The sequence below is a fragment of the Lonsdalea populi genome (genome assembly GCF_015999465.1).
In the GTDB taxonomy this organism is placed as follows: domain Bacteria; phylum Pseudomonadota; class Gammaproteobacteria; order Enterobacterales; family Enterobacteriaceae; genus Lonsdalea; species Lonsdalea populi.
In genome coordinates, this window is record NZ_CP065534.1 from 2,632,510 (window position 1) to 2,650,200 (window position 17,691).

Here is a 17,691-nt window from a genome sequence, read left to right on the forward strand (position 1 = left end):
ACGCCGCTGGCTGATGGCCCCCGCCGCCCCGCTATGCGTCCGCGCGAGGCGGCCTTTGCTGACTCAGGCATTCACTTATGTTATAAGAGCGCTCTTGGTGGCTCACCGCCTCTGTAAACCTCTTCTTTAATTCTCTGTACTATGGCTAAGTAGGATTCATTATCATGATTACGTTTCATACCAACCATGGCGATATCGTCATCAACACCTTCGCGGACAAAGCGCCGGCTACCGTTGAAAACTTTCTGAAATACTGCCGTAACGGCTTCTATGACAACACCCTTTTTCACCGCGTGATTAATGGCTTTATGATTCAGGGCGGCGGCTTTGCTCCGGGTATGGAACAGAAAATCACCGAAGCGCCGATCAAAAACGAAGCCAACAACGGCCTGAAAAATACCCGCGGCACGCTGGCGATGGCTCGGACCAACGATCCGCACTCCGCCACCGCCCAGTTCTTCATCAACGTGGTGGACAACGACTTCCTGAACTTCCGCTCCGAACGCGCCGACGGCTGGGGTTACTGCGTCTTCGCCGAAGTCGTGGAAGGTTTGGACGTGGTTGACAAAATCAAAGCGGTGGCCACCGGCCGCAGCGGGATGCATCAGGATGTGCCGAAGGAAGACGTCGTGGTGACCAGCGTCACGGTCAGCGAGTAATTTTCTCTGCATGGCGACGCTGTTTATTGGCGATCTGCATCTGAGCGAACAGGAACCGGCTATCACCGCCGGTTTTCTGCGTTTTTTACGCGAAGAAGCGGCTCAGGCCGACGCGCTGTACATCCTGGGCGACCTGTTCGACGCCTGGATTGGCGATGACGATCCGCAGCCGCTGCACCACACCGTCGCCGCCGCGCTGTACGAGCTGCATCAACGGGGCGTGCCCTGCTACTTCGTCCACGGCAACCGGGATTTCCTGATCGGCAAGCGCTTCGCTCGTCAGAGCGGTATGACGCTGCTGCCGGAAGAAAACCGAATTGCGCTGTATGGCCGCGCGTATCTGGTGCTGCACGGCGACACGCTCTGCACCGACGACGCCGCCTACCAGCGTTTTCGCCGCCGCGTTCACAACCCGCTGATTCAACGTCTGTTTCTGTGGCTTCCCCTGAAACTCCGGCTACGCATCGCCGCGCGTATGCGCTCGGCCAGCCAGCAGGCTAACCAGATCAAGTCGCTCGAGATCATGGACGTCAATCCTCAGCAGGTCATAGACCGACTGCGTCACTTTCAGGTCAAGGCCATGATCCACGGTCATACGCATCGACCGGCGCTCCATACGCTGACCGTCGACGGCGAGACCGCCCAGCGGGCCGTTCTCGGCGCCTGGCATGAGGATGGCTCGGTCATCAAAGTCACGCCCGACGGTATTTCGCTGCGCGCATTTCCGTTCTAAATTCTGTTTTCCACTCGTTTTTCACGCTAAGCCCCGACGTTCATCGCGACGCAACCGTTTTCCTCCCCCTGGGGTCATGGTATGCTCTACGCCCTCGTCGCCGGAGCGCCGACTCGGCGGCGATGCGTCTTATCACCCTGTGCACTGACCGGCGTCAGGCACACTCACAGGAGCACTACAGGCATGTCATCCAACGCTGCCCCGGCAAAAATCGCCATCGTGATGGGTTCAAAGAGTGACTGGGCCACCATGCAGTTCGCAGCAGAAATCCTCACCACGCTGAATCTCCCTTTCCACGTTGAAATCGTGTCCGCGCACCGCACGCCGGATAAACTGTTCCGTTTTGCCGAAGCGGCGGCGGATAACGGCTTCGACGTCATCATCGCCGGAGCCGGCGGCGCTGCGCACCTGCCTGGCATGCTGGCCGCCAAAACGCAGGTGCCGGTGCTGGGCGTTCCTGTTCAGAGCGCTGCGCTGAACGGTGTGGACAGCCTGTACTCCATCGTGCAAATGCCGCGCGGCATTCCGGTGGGGACACTGGCGATAGGCAAAGCCGGCGCGGCCAATGCCGCCCTGCTGGCCGCACAGATTCTGGCGCTGCATGACCGGGAACTGTCTATGCGTCTGGCGGATTGGCGTGAGCGCCAAACCGACGAAGTGCTCCAGCATTCCGATCCGCGGGAGGATGCATGAAGCCGGTCTGCGTATTGGGTAACGGCCAGTTGGGACGCATGTTGCGTCAGGCTGGCGAACCGCTGGGCATCGCAGTCTATCCCGTCGGACTGGACGCCGAACCTGAGTCTATCCCCTACCAGCACAGCGTCATTACCGCAGAGATCGAACGCTGGCCGGAAACCGCCCTCACCCGCCAGTTGGCGACGCAGCCTGCGTTCATCAACCGCGATATTTTTCCGCGTCTGGCCGATCGCTATACGCAGAAACAGCTGTTGGACGAGCTGCAGCTGGCGACGGCGCCGTGGCAATTGTTGAGCAGCGACGACACCTGGCCCGTCATTTTTAGCCGGTTGGGCAAGCTGGCCATCGTCAAGCGCCGCGTCGGCGGCTACGATGGCCGCGGCCAGTGGCGGCTGCGCCCCGGCGAAGAAGCTACGCTGCCTGCGGATTGCTACGGCGAATGCATCGTCGAGCAGGGGATCCCTTTCTCTGGCGAAGTCTCGCTGGTCGGCGCGCGTAACGCACAGGGCGACTGCGTGTTTTATCCGCTGACTCACAATCTGCATCAGGACGGTATTCTGCGCACCAGCGTGGCGCACCCGCACGCGCCCTTGCAACAGCAGGCTGAAAAAATGCTGTCCGCCATTTTGAATCACCTGGGCTATGTCGGCGTGATGGCGATGGAGTGCTTTATCGTCGGCGACCAACTGCTGATCAACGAGCTCGCGCCGCGCGTGCACAACAGCGGCCACTGGACTCAGAACGGCGCATCTATTAGTCAGTTCGAGCTGCATTTAAGGGCGATACTCAACCTGCCGCTGCCCGTTCCCGTCGTGAGTACGCCGTCGGTGATGGTCAACCTCATCGGCACCGACGTGAATGCCGACTGGCTGACGCTGCCGCTGGTGCATCTGCACTGGTATGAGAAAGAGGTGCGTCCGGGCCGCAAGGTCGGGCATCTGAATCTCAGCGATCCGGACGCTATTTTGCTGAGCAAAACGCTCCGGGCGCTAGCGCCGATGCTGCCGCCGGAGTATCAGTCCGGGCTGGCGTGGGCACAGCAGATTTTGTCAGCCTGATTCCGGTCGCGCGGATATCCCCGGAGGTCCGCGCGACGATTCTGCTTTTGCACAACGTTTCGACGCAACATTTCAACCTCACGTTTATCCGTCGCCTCTTCAGGCGTTCGCTGCAGGCGACGGGTTTGCATCCGGGATTTATTTAGCGAGATAATAGCGCCGCCCTTTTGGTCATCTTGTTTTGCCCGAAGGCCATGACCGCGTGTTCTTACCGTGGCGCTCACGGAAACTGGTATTTAAGGATGTATTTCCCGCAATGAAGATTTTTCCTCTGTTTAACAACGATTCTCCCGGCCTCTCGCCTTCACGCGTCGCCCTATCCGCCGCATTGCCCGCTGACTGCGGCAGCCATGTCAGCGTCGCCCGGCGGCCACGGTCCTGACGGCCCCCCCTGCATCTTGCATCCGGCCCTTCGTGGTAGCCGGACGTCTGTTTTATGTGCATGACTCGCTCAGGAGAGAGTTGTATGAGCTCAATTCAGGAAAGCAGCGCGGCCTTTGACACCGCCTCCACCTGGCGCAAAAGCGATACCGTCTGGATGCTGGGACTGTATGGCACGGCCATCGGCGCCGGGGTGCTGTTTCTGCCTATCAATGCCGGTATCGGCGGTTTACTGCCGCTCATCATCATGGCGGTTATCGCGTTTCCGATGACGCACTATTCGCATCGCGCGCTGTGCCGTTTCGTCCTCTCTGGCAAAGGAGAGGCGGAAGACATCACCGAGGTCGTGGAGGAACATTTCGGCGCGCGGGCCGGACATCTCATTACCCTGCTGTACTTTTTCGCTATTTATCCCATTCTGCTGGTCTACAGTGTGGCGATCACCAATACCGTCGATAGCTTCATCACTCATCAGCTGCACCTGCCTTCGCCGCCGCGCGCGCTGCTCGCACTGACGCTGATTTTGTGCCTGATGTTCGTTGTGCGATTCGGGGAAGCCACCATCGTGAAAGCGATGAGCGTGCTGGTATATCCGTTCCTGACCGTGCTGTTGCTGCTGGCCTGCTATCTCGTGCCGCACTGGAATTTGTCGGTATTCCAGACGTTGTCGCTGTCCGGCGCCGTGAACGGTAGCAGCCTGCCGGCGACGCTGTGGTTGGCTATCCCGGTGATGGTGTTCTCCTTCAACCACTCGCCGATTATCTCTTCTTTCGCCGTCGCCAAGCGTAAGGAGTATGGCGATGCGGCGGAGAAGAAGTGCACGCGAATTCTGTCCTACAGCCATGTGATGATGGTGCTGACGGTCCTGTTCTTCGTGTTCAGCTGTGTGCTGGCGCTGTCGCCGGAAGAACTTATGGCGGCGAAAACGCAAAATATTTCGATCCTGTCTTATCTGGCGAACCACTTTGATAGCACGCTGATCGGTTATGCGGCGCCGCTGATCGCGACCGTCGCTATCTCCAAGTCGTTCCTGGGTCATTACCTTGGCGCGGGCGAAGGGTTCAACGGGCTGATGGTGAAAACGCTGCGTCGGAGCGGCAAAACGTGGGCTCCGCACACGTTAAACCGAATCACCACCCTCTTTATGCTGCTGACCACCTGGCTGGTGGCGACGCTGAATCCCAGCATTCTGGGGATGATTGAAACGCTGGGCGGCCCGATTATCGCCTGCCTGCTGTTCCTGATGCCGATGTATGCGATTCATCGCGTCCCCACCATGCGGCGTTACAGCGGTCAGCTCAGCAATCTCTTCGTGACGCTGACCGGCCTGATTGCGATGACCGCGATTATCTACAGCCTGTGCCAGTAAGCCCCGGCGTGCGGCGTGTTGCGCCGCATGCTGTCCCGTTAGCCTATCCTCGCCCTGTCACGCCGGCGGCGTTTCTGAACAGCCCAGCGCACGCAAAACATCGCCGCCCCGTTGATCAGGATAGAAAAAGTCCATCGGAATACTCGCCATGCCCTTCACTCGCGCGCCATAATGGTAACGGATAGTAGAAACACTTCAGTAAAATCATTTAACGGAGTGAGAATGAGTCAGGACAAACTCTACATAGACAAAGAGTTGAGTTGGTTATCTTTCAATGAACGCGTACTTCAAGAAGCCGCCGACAAGAATAATCCGCTGATTGAACGTATGCGTTTTCTGGGCATCTACTCCAGCAATCTGGACGAGTTCTATAAAGTCCGATTCGCCGACCTCAAACGTCGTATTCTTATTAACGAAGAGCAAGGCTCCGCCAGCGGACTGCGTCATCTGCTGAGCAAAATTCAGATGCGCGTGCTGAAAACCGATCAGCTGTTCGACAATCTGTATAACGAGCTGCTGCTGGAGATGGCGCGTAACCAGATTTTTCTGGTCAACGAACGGCAGGTGTCGCCCAATCAGCAGGCGTGGCTGCGCGATTACTTTAAACACTACTTGCGCCCGCATATCACCCCGATTCTGCTGCTGCCTGAAACCAATCTGATTCAGTTCTTGAAAGACGATTACACCTATTTGGCCATCGAGATCATTCGCGGCGAGAAGACGGACTACGCGCTGCTGGAAATCCCGTCCGACAAGGTCGCTCGCTTCGTCGATCTGCCGCCGGAAGCGCCGCATCGCCGCAAGACTATGATTCTGATCGACAATATCCTGCGCTACTGTCTGGATGATATCTTCCGGGGATTCTTCGATTACGACGTGCTGAACGCTTACTCCATGAAAATGACGCGTGACGCCGAGTACGATCTGGTGACGGAAATGGAGTCCAGCCTGCTGGAGCTGATGTCGTCCAGTCTTAAACAGCGGCTGACGGCCAAGCCTGTCCGCTTCGTCTATCAGCGCGGTATGCCGGATGCGATGGTGGAGTGCCTGCTCAAGAAACTCGATATCACCTCCTATGACTCGGTCATTCCCGGCGGCCGCTATCACAACTTCAAAGACTTCATCGGCTTCCCGAACGTAGGCCGCGCCAATCTGGTCAATAAACCGCTGCCACGCCTGCGTCACCTGGGTTTCAATCACTTCCGCAACGGCTTTGACGCTATCCGCGAGCGCGATGTGCTACTGTACTACCCCTATCATACCTTCGAACATGTGCTGGAGATTTTACGGCAGGCGTCCTTCGACCCCAGCGTGCTGGCGATAAAAATCAACATCTACCGTGTCGCCAAGGATTCTCGCATCATCAATTCTATGATCCATGCCGCGCACAACGGTAAAAAGGTCACGGTGGTCGTCGAATTGCAGGCGCGTTTTGATGAGGCGGCCAACATCCACTGGGCGAAAAGACTGACGGAAGCCGGCGTACACGTCATTTTCTCCATTCCCGGGTTGAAAATTCACGCCAAGCTGTTTTTGATCTCGCGTCGTGAAGGCGACAACGTGGTGCGCTACGCGCATATTGGCACCGGTAACTTCAACGAAAAAACCGCGCGGCTGTATACCGACTACTCGCTGCTGACCGCCGACGAACGGATCACCAACGAGGTGCGCCGTGTCTTCAACTTTATCGAAAACCCGTACCGGCCGGTGAGCTTCGATCACCTGCTCGTCTCTCCGCAGAACTCTCGCAGCCGTCTTTATGCGCTGATTGACCGCGAGATTGCCAACGCGCAGAACGGACTGGAAGCGAAAATCACCCTGAAGGTGAACAATCTGGTAGACAAAGGTTTGGTTGACCGGCTGTATGCCGCCTCCGGCGCCGGGGTGAAAATGAATCTGTTGGTCCGAGGGATGTGCTCGCTAATACCTAATATCCCAGGGATTAGTGATAATATCCGCGTCACTAGCATCGTGGACCGCTATCTGGAGCACGATCGGCTGTATGTCTTCCACAATGGCGGCGAACAGCAGGTGTTTCTCTCCTCCGCCGACTGGATGACTCGCAATATCGATTACCGTATCGAAGTCGCAGTAGAAGTGCTGGACCAGACGCTGAAAGCGCGGATCCTCGATATCCTGGAGATTCTGTTCAGCGATACGGTCAAAGCCCGCGTGCTGGACAAGGAGTTGAACAATCACTACGTCACCCGCGGCAACCGGCGCAAAGTCCGCGCCCAAAATGCGATCTATGAATATCTTAAGGTCCTTGAGCAACCCGAAGAGTAGGCCAGAGCCATGCCGCTAACCGACAATATCGCTGAAAATCCCCAGGAATTCGCCGCCATCGATCTGGGTTCCAACAGTTTTCATATGGTGGTCGCGCGCGTGGTCAATGGCGCGCTTCAGGTACTGAGCCGCCTGAAACAACGGGTGCATATGGTAGACGGACTCGACAGCCAGAATCGACTGAGCGAGGAGTCCATCGAGCGTGGTTTAAACTGTCTCGCGCTGTTCGCCGAGCGCCTGCAGGGATTTCCGGCCGCCAATGTCTCTATCGTCGGCACCCACGCGCTGCGAGAAGCGCATAACGCGCAGGAATTTTTGCACCGCGCCGCCAAAATCATCCCCTATCCAATTTCGATTATTTCCGGGCATGAAGAAGCGCGTCTGATCTTTATGGGCGTGGAGCATACGCAGCCGGAAAAAGGCCGCAAGCTGGTGATCGATATCGGCGGCGGGTCGACGGAGCTGGTGATAGGCGAAAATTTCGAACCGAAGCTGGTGGAAAGCCGCCGCATGGGATGCGTCAGCTTCGCCCAACTGTTTTTCCCCGATGGCGAAATCAGTGCCAATAACTTTAAGCGCGCCCGTCTTGCCGCGGCACAGCAGTTGGAAAATCTAGCCTGGCAATTCCGTATCTACGGATGGGACTATGCGTTAGGCGCTTCCGGCACTATCAAAGCGGCCAACGAAATCCTGCTGGCGATGGGCGAGAAAGACGGTCGGATTACGCTGGAACGTCTTGAGATGCTGCGCGATGAAATTCTCAAGCATAAGAACGTGAAAGCGCTCAGTCTGCCGGGCCTGACGGATGAACGGCAGCACGTACTGGTTCCCGGGCTTGCCATTCTATGCGGCGTCTTCGACACGCTGGCGATTGATACGCTGGGGTTATCGGACGGCGCATTGCGCGAAGGCGTACTGTATGAAATGGAGGGCCGCTTCCGTCATCAGGATATCCGTATCCGTACCGCGAAAAGTCTGGCCAGCCACTACAACATCGACCGCGCACAGGCCCATCGCGTCCGTGAAACGGCGGAACTGCTCTACAGCCAGTGGGAAGAACAGAATCGCTCGCTGGTGAATCCGCAGTTGGAGGCCATTCTGAAATGGGCGGCCATGCTGTACGAAGTGGGACTCGGCATCAATCACAGCGCTATGCACCGCCACTCCGCTTACATCCTGCAAAACACTAATCTGCCGGGTTTCAATCAGGAACAGCAGATAGTGCTGTCGCTATTGGTGCGCTGGCACCGCAAGACGATAAAAACGGACGAGCTGCCGCGCCTGAATCAGTTCAAAAAGAAACAGTACATGCCGATGATACTGCTGCTGCGGCTGGCTACGCTGCTGAACAACCAGCGTCAGGCCACGACGTCGCCGCAGACGCTGCGTCTGGCGACGGACGATCGCACCTGGACCCTGATTTTCCCGTTTGGCTATTTCAGTCAAAATACGCTGGTACAGCTCGATCTGGAAAAAGAGCAGGAATACTGGCAGGGCATCAGCGACTGGACGTTGTTGATTGAAGAGGAAAAAGAGTCATCGATGTAAAGTTAGACTGTAACAGCTAGCCTAGCGCCCTACTCCTGCTTCATCTTGTGAGATTTTTAACATTTTCGCCTGGGGTAATTTTTTGCCCCAGGCGCATTGACCCCACCGCCAGCTTGTGCCTAAATAAACAACAGCGAATGTCCGCTTTCATCAGGATTTCATCCGGTAATGTCTACGGTTACCCACAGGCGAAAAATCATGTTACGTCAACGACGAAGTAGTACGCGTATAGCCCGTACCGTACTCATGGTTAGTCTCATCATTCTGTTAGGTCGCTTTGTTTATTCCGCCGTCGGCGCCTTTCTTTATCACCAGGAAATTCAGCAGCAAATACGCGTTGAGCATTCCCTGGACACCTCTTCAGTTACCGCACCTGCTCAACGAGAATAGTCGCTAGCCTACGCATTCTGCTGATTTCAGAGCTATTTCGTAATTACCGACTCACACCGAGGCGGACGTCGTGCATTTGTGTCAGACATGCTGCAAACGCTCACCGTGTCATTCAGCAAGCAGGGGGCTAATAATGGCAAGTGGTTGGTCAAATGACGGTTCCGTTCAGGAACAAATCGACGCCACCGTCGATGATGCTATCGCTCAGGCGCGTAGCCGGCTACATCGCGGCGAAAGCGCTGACTACTGCGAGGAGTGCGGGGAGCCCATACCCGAAGCCCGACGTAAAGCACTGCCGGGCGTTCGCTACTGCATTGCCTGTCAGGCGATAATAGACAAACAGCACAGCATCAATGCGGGATACAACCGCCGCGGCAGTAAGGACAGCCAGCTTCGTTGAGGGGCGGACGTCGCCAGACCGCGCAGCGGCCCCATATCGTCACCGAACCACCAGCACCGATGTTCTGGCGTGACGCACAATCGCCGAAGAGTTGGACCCCAACAGGTAGGTTTTGACGCTCGGGCGGCGAGAACCGACCACGATCAGGTCGGCATGGATCTCCTCGGCCAGCTCCAGTACTTCATCACGCGGCGTACCAAAGGTAATACTGTGGTCAAGCTGCTCAGTTGGCAGATCAATCTGGCTCAGTAGTTCATGCAACTTATCATCGGCCTTGACCACCGCCTCGTTTTCAAACTCCTTCAGCCCGAACGCGTAAGCGGAGATATAAGCGGAGACATCCGGCAGAACATGAAACAGATGCAGTTTCGCACCGGATAATTTAGCCAGGACAGTGGCCTGAGACAGGGCATTCTTGGTCAGCTCTTCTTCATCGATATCGACAGGCACCAAAATGGTCTTATACATAACAGCCCCCTTTGACTGTGTACTTTGACACTTTCAGCGTAGCTCTGTTTTTCGCTCAGATAAATGGCGGCATAACACTTTTGTGAGATGAGAGGGGATTAATGATACGACGAAAATATATCTAATATACATGCAGTTATACTGTTATAGTTTGCTTGTCGATCAAAACCCGTTAAGCTTCCTGCGTTTTCGAGCACTTACGTTTACGAGCACCGCGCTATGTCTTCCCATCAAGACTTATTTCTCCGCCTTTCGCGCTCCACTTTTCGCCAGCGGTTTCATCTCGGCCCCAAGGAACGTGATTATTGCTACAGCAAAGGTAAAGCCGTGGTCGCTTCACATGCCGCCGACTTTATCGCGCAACGGCTGGCGCCGGCGACGCCGCACAATGACGGCAAACAGACGCCGATGCGCGGACATCCGGTCTTCATCGCCCAGCATGCTACGGCGACCTGCTGTCGGGGATGTCTGTCAAAATGGCACGGCATCACCAAACAACGGCCGCTAACGCCGGAGGAGCAACGCTATATCGTCGAGGTGATTTTGCAGTGGATTGAGCTGGATTTAGCGGCGGTAGCTTAAATAAGGACCAGGGAAATGAATGGCGGGTAGCGATTAATCGCGCTCGCCGATCGCTAAGCGCTGCCGTCTCTGTAGGAGCAACAGCGTCAAACACCCTCTAGAGGTCCGCTTCACGAAAGGGGAAGCGGACCGTATGGGCAATCACATACTGACGATGTTGACCTGTGCATCTCCTGCCGAAGAGAAGGTCACAAACGTGCAGGACTCACCCGAACTGAAAAACAGCTCAATGACGCCGTAATCAATAAACATGTTCATCCACATGATATCTTTGCTCAGCGTAAAGGTATGCGGTTTTTCAAATTCGACAATTCCCACTGCTTTCCTCGACCGACGAAGGATGTTGCATTCGCGTATCGCAGGGGTATAGGTCACGACAAAATTCCAGTCAGTACCGCCGACCTCAATTTTGATCTCGCTGGCGGTACTGCTCTGAAAGTCAAAGCCGATGTAGCCCCGGCCATCAATGACCAATGGCAGCGCGGTATCTCCACTATCGAGAGTTTCAGTGATTTCTGAAACAATCTCATCCGAGAATGAAAATACGGGTTTATTTTCAATGTAGTATTCATCGTTCACATAGCGTAGTTTGAGTTTACGCATGAGAGACGCAATGCCGATGTTGCTGGATTTGTCGATGATGGGCTGGGCCTCTTTATCCTGCCAGTAGCCCCAGTTCGAAGCCCATCCCAGGCAATACAACCGGTCATGACTTATGGTCTCATCATACCCAGCGCGCGCGCCGTAGAAATCTGGCCCATTGTCGATCACCACCGGCGCAGGCGTTTCAATATTACCGAACACCATCGTGTCGTAGTCCAACGTCCCGACGTGTATAAACGTCCCCGTCGTCCCTAATGTTCCGCCGTTAGCACCGAACACCAGCACGGACTTGTTATATCCCAGATCGCCGCAGCGAATATCCAGCAACGTAGGACACTCGATCAACCCCATGTCTTTGATGATGACACTGTCGACATAGGTAAACGGTGCTTTACCCGTGCGGGAACGGTAAATGCCGATCTTGTCGCCTTCGGCGAGATAGATATATACCCAACCATTCTGGATAAACGCGAAAGGGTCGCGGTAATTATCCAACCGGAGATTGTTAGGTTGTACGGGATTAGACTCGCAGGGTGAAAAAGTATAGCCCTTATCGTCGGAGTACCACAGATTCGTGGTCTGCAATCCATCGATATAGCTGGTGACATAGGCTAGCCAGGCACCCTCGCCATAACCCACAAGGTTACCCTGATCGATGACCACCGACCCCGTAGCGATATCACCCTGCGGCGTTTTATATTTCGGGATGGCTACCCCGTGATCTTCGAATTTGACCCAGTCAGACGTCGTGAAATGACGCCATTCTGTGCCATTTCCTCCCCACACATAGTCTCCATTCCAAAGGTAATATCCATGCCACAGGGCGTTATCGCTGTCGTAAATGAATGTCTGAATGTCATTCATGAAGCCCGGTTCTTTACTGGATAGATGAAAACCGTTGCTGAAAACACGTTGCTCAATGACTTCGGACATAGTGAAACCCCTCTCGTTGACTCATAACCCACCTTCGGCATACACGGGCGAAGACTTTTTCTAATGATCCCAGCGTGTCCGATTTGTTTAACTCGCTGCGTCGGACGCCGCAGTTTCCTGACAGTAAGGCGCGAAAAGCAGCAAATCCGCCCCCTGTCATCTTGGGCATACGCGGCCAATCACGCTGTAACGAATTGGCAGCGTTGATTGTTAGTACGTTGATAAAAGTTGTCATATTGGCTCCATGTTGGTTGATGACAACTTAAAGTTACAATTCTCCGCCAGAATTACAAGTATTAATTTAAATGCTAATTTAAATATAAACTTGTAGCATTAAAGATATGAACGGAAAAAACCGCCTCACTACGGCATCGCGCATCGCGCAATTACTCACAGAGAAGGACTGGAATCAGTCTATTCTGGCCCGCAAACTGACGATTTCACCTCAGGCTGTACAAGGCTGGGTGTCAGGTAGAACGACGCCGCGCGGCTCTCACCTGCAAAAGCTGTCCCAGGTCAGCGGCTATCCGGAACACTGGTTTTTCATGCCCCGGGAAGACGACAAAGACACCGTGATTAGTCCCAATATGTCTCCGGCGGCACCGCTGCCCGTGAAGCGCCCGGAGTGCCAACGTTATCGCGTGGATATGCTCGCCGTTCAGGTCAGCGCGGGGAATGGCATCGTGTCATCATCCGAGTTTGTTGAAACCGTCAAAGCCATTGAATACACCCATGAGCAGGCACGGATGCTGTTTGGCGGCAAACCCGCCAGCGCCATTAAAATGGTGACGGTTAAAGGTGACAGCATGGCGTCTACCATCGAACCGGGGGATATGATCTTTGTCGATGTATCCGTCAATACTTTCGATGGAGATGGGATCTATGTGTTTGTCTTCGGCAATATGCTGTATGTCAAACGGCTGCAAATGCTGAAACATCGGCTGCTGGTTCTTTCCGACAACCCTAAATATCAGTCCTGGCACATCGAAGATGGGGAGCAGGAAGAACTCCATATCATTGCGAAAGTGCTGCTCAGTCAGTCAGTTAACTTCAAACGTTTCGGTTAAGCCACACAGTAGAAGTTGCAGACCGTCTGACAAAATAGTTGCTTTAATCGCTCGCCGCATAGGCATAACCTAAAACCCTAGACATTTCGCCCTGACGTCCTTAATCCGAAAGAATCCTGCCAATAAAACACCGGGAATGAAGCGTGTTCCAGCGTCACGTTGCTCGAGAAAAAACGGGCGTACTGATGACGGCAAAAATTTTAACGGTAGTACAGCGAGGATGTGCAGGCTCATGCTAAACAGCACAGCGCAATGACATGATATAAAAGAAAAACAATGCTAGGGGGATGTTCGCGCGTAGGATAACGCAAAGGAAAAAGGGGCTGCTATTAAGCAACCCCTTGAAATGTATGGCGGAGGAGTAGAGATTCGAACTCTAGAACGGTTTCCCGTCGCCGGTTTTCAAGACCGGTGCCTTCAACCACTCGGCCACTCCTCCGCAACGAGGCGAACTATAAACAGAGCGCCCGATATTGTAAAGCGACAACCGGTTCGATTGCCTTAAAAATAGGCTGATAGAGATTAAATGGGTGCAAAATCATCATTTAGCTCACGCCTTCTTCTGTCTGCGCCGGTGAAAACAAGTAAAGAAGGGTAAAACACCTTTAATCACACAGCGTGACTACCTAATCTAGGCATGAAATAAAGACCCCTTAAAGAGAGAGTCGCCACTATGGATCGCATTGTTACCTCAACATCACGTGAACAATCGCTGCTGAGCACCCATAAAGTCCTGCGCAATACCTATTTTCTTCTGTCACTGACATTGGGATTTTCCGCCGTCACCGCAACGCTCAGCACCGTCTTCAAACTACCCGCCCCCGGCCTATTGCTGATGGTGGCGGGATTCTATGGCCTGATGTTCTTAACCTACAAACTGGCGAACAGCCCAGCGGGGATACTGGCTGTTTTCGCGCTGACCGGCTTTATGGGATATACCCTTGGTCCGATGCTGAGCACGCTCATCGCGTCCGGCGCGGGCGACATCATCATGCTGGCCTTGGGCGGCACCGCGCTGGTGTTCTTCTGCTGTTCCGCATACGTACTGACCACGCGTAAAGATATGTCTTTCCTGTCCGGAATGATGATCACCGGTTTTGTCGTGCTGCTGGTCGCCACCATCGCCAACTTGTTCCTGCACATTCCCGCGTTGCAGATGGCGATTAGCGTTATGTTTATTCTGTTCTCCGCCGGCGCCATTTTGTGGGAAACCAGTAACATCATTCACGGTGGCGAAACCAACTACGTTCGCGCCACCGTCAGCCTGTACGTTTCCATCTACAACGTATTCGTCAGCCTGTTGAGCTTGCTGGGTATGAGTCGCAGCAACTAGCGCTACGTACTTCCCCATCTCGTCAGAGCCCCACTCCGGTGGGGTTTTTGTTTTGGTGCCTCCTTCCCTGAGCCAGAAATTTGGTAAACTGGGCGCGTTTTAACGTCATTCCGAGGTGTTATGTTTACGTTTGAAGGCCGCGTCATCGAGACAGACGCGCAGGGATATTTGAAAAACAGCCAGGACTGGCAGGAAGAGATGGCGCCGTTGCTGGCAGAGCAGGAGGCGATCGCACTCACGGAGGCGCATTGGGAAGTGCTGCGTTTTGTGCGGACGTTTTATCTGGAGTTCAACACGTCGCCCGCGATCCGCATGCTGGTCAAAGCGATGGCTCAGAAATACGGCGATGAAAAAGGGAATAGCCGCTATCTCTATCGCTTATTCCCCAAAGGGCCCGCCAAGCAGGCCACCAAAATCGCAGGATTGCCGAAACCGGTGAAGTGCATCTGAATTCAATGGCGAATATCAAACGCGCGGTAATCGGTATTGCCGTGCGGCTCAATCAATATCCGATCGACGCGAGAATATTTCGGTCCGCCTTTCCTCACCCATTTGAGTATTTTTTCCACCGCTTCTGATTCGCCACAGGCCACCAGCTCGACGCTACCGTCATCACAGTTTCTGACGTAGCCGGTCAGCCCTAACATTTGAGCCTGCGCCTGCGTATGAAAACGGAACCCTACTCCCTGAACTACGCCGTAAACGTAGACTTTCACCGCCACCTGTGACATCCCCCCTCCTCGATTTCGTGTTGAAGCCACGTCGTATACCTTGGCCCTTCAGGGTTTGACCATGTCGAAAACAGATAAAAAACGCCTGTCCGCCACGCTTGAAATCGCCGCTGACATACCCATTTATAGTAAGTCAAGTTTGTCTCACGGGAGGTTATATGATTATCTGTAAATTTGGCATCGGGCAGCAGATTCGTCATAAGCTGCTGGGATTTCCCGGAGTCGTGGTCGACATCGACCCTGAGTATTCGCTGGAAAAACCCGCCTGGGAAGAGCTTGCCGCTGCCGAGACGCAGCGTACTGCGCCGTGGTACCACGTGGTCATGCAAGATGAAGCAGGCCAGCCGGTCCATACCTATCTGGCGGAAGAACAGTTGCAGCAGGATGAGCATATCGATACGGAATCGGACTCACCGTTGGATGAGCTGGCGGCCCGCATCAAAAGTCGAGCCCCTAAACTACTGCATTAACCTCATCGCACACTGCCAGCCTTATCACTTAGCCGCAAAGTCATAAGGCCCGGCAGGCTATTTATCCAGTCCCAACCGTGGGATTTCAATTTTCGGACAGCGATCCATAATGACCTTTAACCCGGCATCGCTAGCCAGCACCGCAGCCTCTTCGTTAATGACGCCTAACTGCAGCCACAGCACCTTCGCGCCAATTGCGATGGCGTCTTGCGCCACGCCGAACGCCGCTTCGGGCTGGCGGAAGACATCCACCATATCCACTGTCCGGGGAATATCCTGGAGCGAGGCATAGGCTGTTTGTCCCAATAGCGTCTTTCCGGCGAGTTTAGGGCTCACCGGGATCACGTCATACCCTTGCCCCAGCAGATAAGCCATGACGCCATAGCTGGGCCGCGTACTTTTTTCGCTGGCGCCGACCAGTGCGATAGTCTTGACGGAGCCGAGCACCGATTGAATCTCAACGTCGTTCAACATCATGCTACCCCTCATTGATACAAAGACGATGGTTTCAGTGTATCTCATGTCGCATGTTGGCCGGGCGTCCCGTGAAATATCATTTTCCGCCGGGTCAACAAAACGCTATTCTTCGCCGTCTTTTTAAACGAAACGCAAACTGCCCGAGGTTTCGCGGCTGAAACTTTGACACAGGCTGCGCCTTATTAAACAATATTGCCGTTGCTGTATATTCTGGGGAAATGATGAAATTCAAGTTTGCCTTTATCAGCCTGTCACTGGTCATGTGCGCAACGCCTGCGATGGCCACGACGTTGAAACTCAGCCCCGATGTCGAGCTGATTGTCGTCGATGGCAGAAAGGTTCCCGCCCCGCTGTTAAAAGGCGCGGGAAGTTTGGAATTAAACGGCGGCGACCACCAACTTCTGTTCCGGGTGAGCAAAACAATCGATGTGCATAAAAGCGTGAAGGGCGTTTTCCACAGCAACGGGCTGATCGCCACATTCAATACTCATAATCAAAGCGCGATCACGATCCGCCTGCCGGATCTATCCACGCCAAAGTTACGCAAACAGTTTAAGCAAAAAGCGCACTATCAGTTGGTGGGCGACAACAATCAGCCCATTACCGCGGCGACCGATCGGATAACGCTGACCGATGCCGATCTGGGCGGAGATATCGAGAAAAAAATGGTCGACTACAATAGCGCAGCCCGCCCGGCCTCGGTCCCGTCGCTCACCGCCCTACCGCCATCGCAGCCGGTGATGCCGCCTGTAAACGATGTCAATGCCGAGCCGCTGACGCCTGCTGCAGATAAAACCGACCCGTTTATCCTGATGCAGTACTGGTTTCAAAAGGCCGACCAGAAAACCCGACAGCGTTTTCTTCAGTGGGCCGCAAGTAAAGACGGCCAATAATCGCCCTCGTGCACAGACGTTGAAAACGATCGCAACGGTCCGCCCAGGCATTCACCCTTTTCTGTTTCAATTAAAAATCTGGTTTTGTCACCTGACAAACGCACAGTGCTAAGGAAGCCATGATGGAGCTTAAGCTCACTACCCGTCAAATCGAAGCGCACAAGCATATTGCGCTGGTCGCGCACGATCACTGCAAAGAGTCGCTGCTGGAATGGATCGCCGCCAATAAACCTAAGCTCGCCGGACACCACCTCTATGCGACGGGAACGACCGGTAACCTGATTGAGCTCCACACCGGCCTGCCGGTTAAAAGCATGATGAGCGGACCGATGGGAGGCGATCAGCAGGTCGGCGCGCTGATCGCGGAGAGTAAGATCGACATGATGATATTCTTCTGGGATCCGCTGAATGCCGTACCGCACGACCCGGACGTGAAGGCGCTGCTGCGTCTGGCCACCGTCTGGAATATTCCGGTCGCCACCAACCGCTCCACGGCGGATTTCCTGGTGAACTCCGATATGTTCACTCAGCCCGTCGACATCGCCATTCCCGACTATCAGCGCTACCTGCAGGCCCGCCTGAGATAATCGTCATGCGGGCCGCTGTTGGCCCGC

Annotated in this window: 19 protein-coding genes and 1 tRNA gene; 15 read left to right on the forward strand and 5 right to left on the reverse strand. The window is 54.6% G+C overall.

The features are described from left to right. Positions 1–164 precede the first annotated feature (164 nt). From ppiB to I6N93_RS11570, 8 genes are all read left to right on the forward strand, one after another. Positions 165–659 (forward strand): peptidylprolyl isomerase B, encoded by a 495-nt coding sequence (gene ppiB, locus I6N93_RS11535; RefSeq protein WP_085688036.1) that lies wholly within the window; start codon positions 165–167, stop codon positions 657–659. A gap of 10 nt (positions 660–669) precedes the next feature. Then, positions 670–1,392, forward strand: coding sequence for a UDP-2,3-diacylglucosamine diphosphatase (lpxH, locus tag I6N93_RS11540; protein WP_085688038.1), 723 nt, complete (start codon positions 670–672; stop codon positions 1,390–1,392). Between the two features lie 183 nt (positions 1,393–1,575). Continuing rightward, positions 1,576–2,085, forward strand: a complete 510-nt coding sequence (purE, locus tag I6N93_RS11545; RefSeq protein WP_085688039.1) for a 5-(carboxyamino)imidazole ribonucleotide mutase — start codon at positions 1,576–1,578, stop codon at positions 2,083–2,085. Next, on the forward strand, positions 2,082–3,146 hold the full coding sequence (purK, locus tag I6N93_RS11550; RefSeq protein ID WP_085688041.1) for a 5-(carboxyamino)imidazole ribonucleotide synthase: 1,065 nt from the start codon (positions 2,082–2,084) through the stop codon (positions 3,144–3,146). Before purE ends, purK begins: the two co-directional genes overlap by 4 nt. 466 nt (positions 3,147–3,612) lie before the next feature. Next, on the forward strand, positions 3,613–4,896 hold the full coding sequence (locus I6N93_RS11555; protein ID WP_085688043.1) for an HAAAP family serine/threonine permease: 1,284 nt from the start codon (positions 3,613–3,615) through the stop codon (positions 4,894–4,896). A gap of 222 nt (positions 4,897–5,118) precedes the next feature. After that, on the forward strand, positions 5,119–7,182 hold the full coding sequence (gene ppk1 / locus I6N93_RS11560) for a polyphosphate kinase 1 (protein ID WP_085688045.1): 2,064 nt from the start codon (positions 5,119–5,121) through the stop codon (positions 7,180–7,182). A 9-nt stretch (positions 7,183–7,191) separates the two neighbouring features. Then, positions 7,192–8,730: an exopolyphosphatase gene (gene ppx, locus I6N93_RS11565; RefSeq protein ID WP_085688047.1), complete on the forward strand. Its 1,539-nt coding sequence runs from the start codon at positions 7,192–7,194 to the stop codon at positions 8,728–8,730. 523 nt (positions 8,731–9,253) lie between these two features. Then, positions 9,254–9,520 carry a DksA/TraR family C4-type zinc finger protein gene (locus I6N93_RS11570; RefSeq protein ID WP_085688051.1) on the forward strand — a complete coding sequence of 89 codons (267 nt, stop codon included), beginning with the start codon at positions 9,254–9,256 and terminating at the stop codon, positions 9,518–9,520. 39 nt (positions 9,521–9,559) lie between these two features. Here I6N93_RS11570 and I6N93_RS11575 read toward each other — a convergent pair whose 3' ends face one another. Continuing rightward, a complete protein-coding gene (locus I6N93_RS11575) occupies positions 9,560–9,988 on the reverse strand; it encodes a universal stress protein (RefSeq protein ID WP_085688053.1) in 429 nt (142 codons plus the stop codon). 219 nt (positions 9,989–10,207) lie between these two features. On the opposite strand from I6N93_RS11575, the gene I6N93_RS11580 reads away from it, so the two are divergent. Then, complete coding sequence (locus I6N93_RS11580) at positions 10,208–10,570, forward strand: DUF4186 domain-containing protein (RefSeq protein WP_085688055.1); 363 nt, start codon at positions 10,208–10,210, stop codon at positions 10,568–10,570. Between the two features lie 141 nt (positions 10,571–10,711). Here I6N93_RS11580 and I6N93_RS11585 read toward each other — a convergent pair whose 3' ends face one another. Then, positions 10,712–12,106 carry a glycoside hydrolase family 32 protein gene (locus I6N93_RS11585; protein ID WP_085688057.1) on the reverse strand — a complete coding sequence of 465 codons (1,395 nt, stop codon included), beginning with the start codon at positions 12,104–12,106 and terminating at the stop codon, positions 10,712–10,714. 341 nt (positions 12,107–12,447) lie between these two features. Between I6N93_RS11585 and I6N93_RS11590 the strand changes: the two genes are divergently transcribed. Then, entirely contained in the window at positions 12,448–13,173 is a 726-nt protein-coding gene (locus I6N93_RS11590) for an XRE family transcriptional regulator (protein WP_085688059.1), read from the forward strand. A gap of 351 nt (positions 13,174–13,524) precedes the next feature. Here the strand turns inward: I6N93_RS11590 and I6N93_RS11595 are convergent. Further along, positions 13,525–13,612: transfer RNA gene (locus tag I6N93_RS11595), tRNA-Ser, on the reverse strand. Between the two features lie 234 nt (positions 13,613–13,846). Here I6N93_RS11595 and yccA point away from each other — a divergent pair. Both yccA and tusE read left to right on the forward strand, forming a co-directional pair. Continuing rightward, positions 13,847–14,506 carry an FtsH protease modulator YccA gene (gene yccA, locus I6N93_RS11600; protein WP_085688061.1) on the forward strand — a complete coding sequence of 220 codons (660 nt, stop codon included), beginning with the start codon at positions 13,847–13,849 and terminating at the stop codon, positions 14,504–14,506. Positions 14,507–14,626: 120 nt separating this feature from the next. Next, positions 14,627–14,956, forward strand: coding sequence for a sulfurtransferase TusE (gene tusE, locus I6N93_RS11605; protein WP_085688063.1), 330 nt, complete (start codon positions 14,627–14,629; stop codon positions 14,954–14,956). A gap of 2 nt (positions 14,957–14,958) precedes the next feature. Here tusE and yccX read toward each other — a convergent pair whose 3' ends face one another. Beyond that, entirely contained in the window at positions 14,959–15,237 is a 279-nt protein-coding gene (gene yccX / locus I6N93_RS11610; RefSeq protein ID WP_085688065.1) for an acylphosphatase, read from the reverse strand. Positions 15,238–15,395: 158 nt separating this feature from the next. On the opposite strand from yccX, the gene hspQ reads away from it, so the two are divergent. After that, entirely contained in the window at positions 15,396–15,707 is a 312-nt protein-coding gene (gene hspQ / locus I6N93_RS11615) for a heat shock protein HspQ (protein WP_085688067.1), read from the forward strand. A gap of 57 nt (positions 15,708–15,764) precedes the next feature. Here hspQ and I6N93_RS11620 read toward each other — a convergent pair whose 3' ends face one another. Continuing rightward, on the reverse strand, positions 15,765–16,178 hold the full coding sequence (locus tag I6N93_RS11620) for a CoA-binding protein (protein WP_085688134.1): 414 nt from the start codon (positions 16,176–16,178) through the stop codon (positions 15,765–15,767). 224 nt (positions 16,179–16,402) lie between these two features. Here I6N93_RS11620 and I6N93_RS11625 point away from each other — a divergent pair, with 224 nt between their 5' ends. Next, entirely contained in the window at positions 16,403–17,077 is a 675-nt protein-coding gene (locus I6N93_RS11625) for a DUF2057 family protein (RefSeq protein WP_085688069.1), read from the forward strand. A gap of 122 nt (positions 17,078–17,199) precedes the next feature. Beyond that, on the forward strand, positions 17,200–17,664 hold the full coding sequence (locus I6N93_RS11630) for a methylglyoxal synthase (RefSeq protein WP_085688071.1): 465 nt from the start codon (positions 17,200–17,202) through the stop codon (positions 17,662–17,664). Positions 17,665–17,691 lie beyond the last annotated feature (27 nt).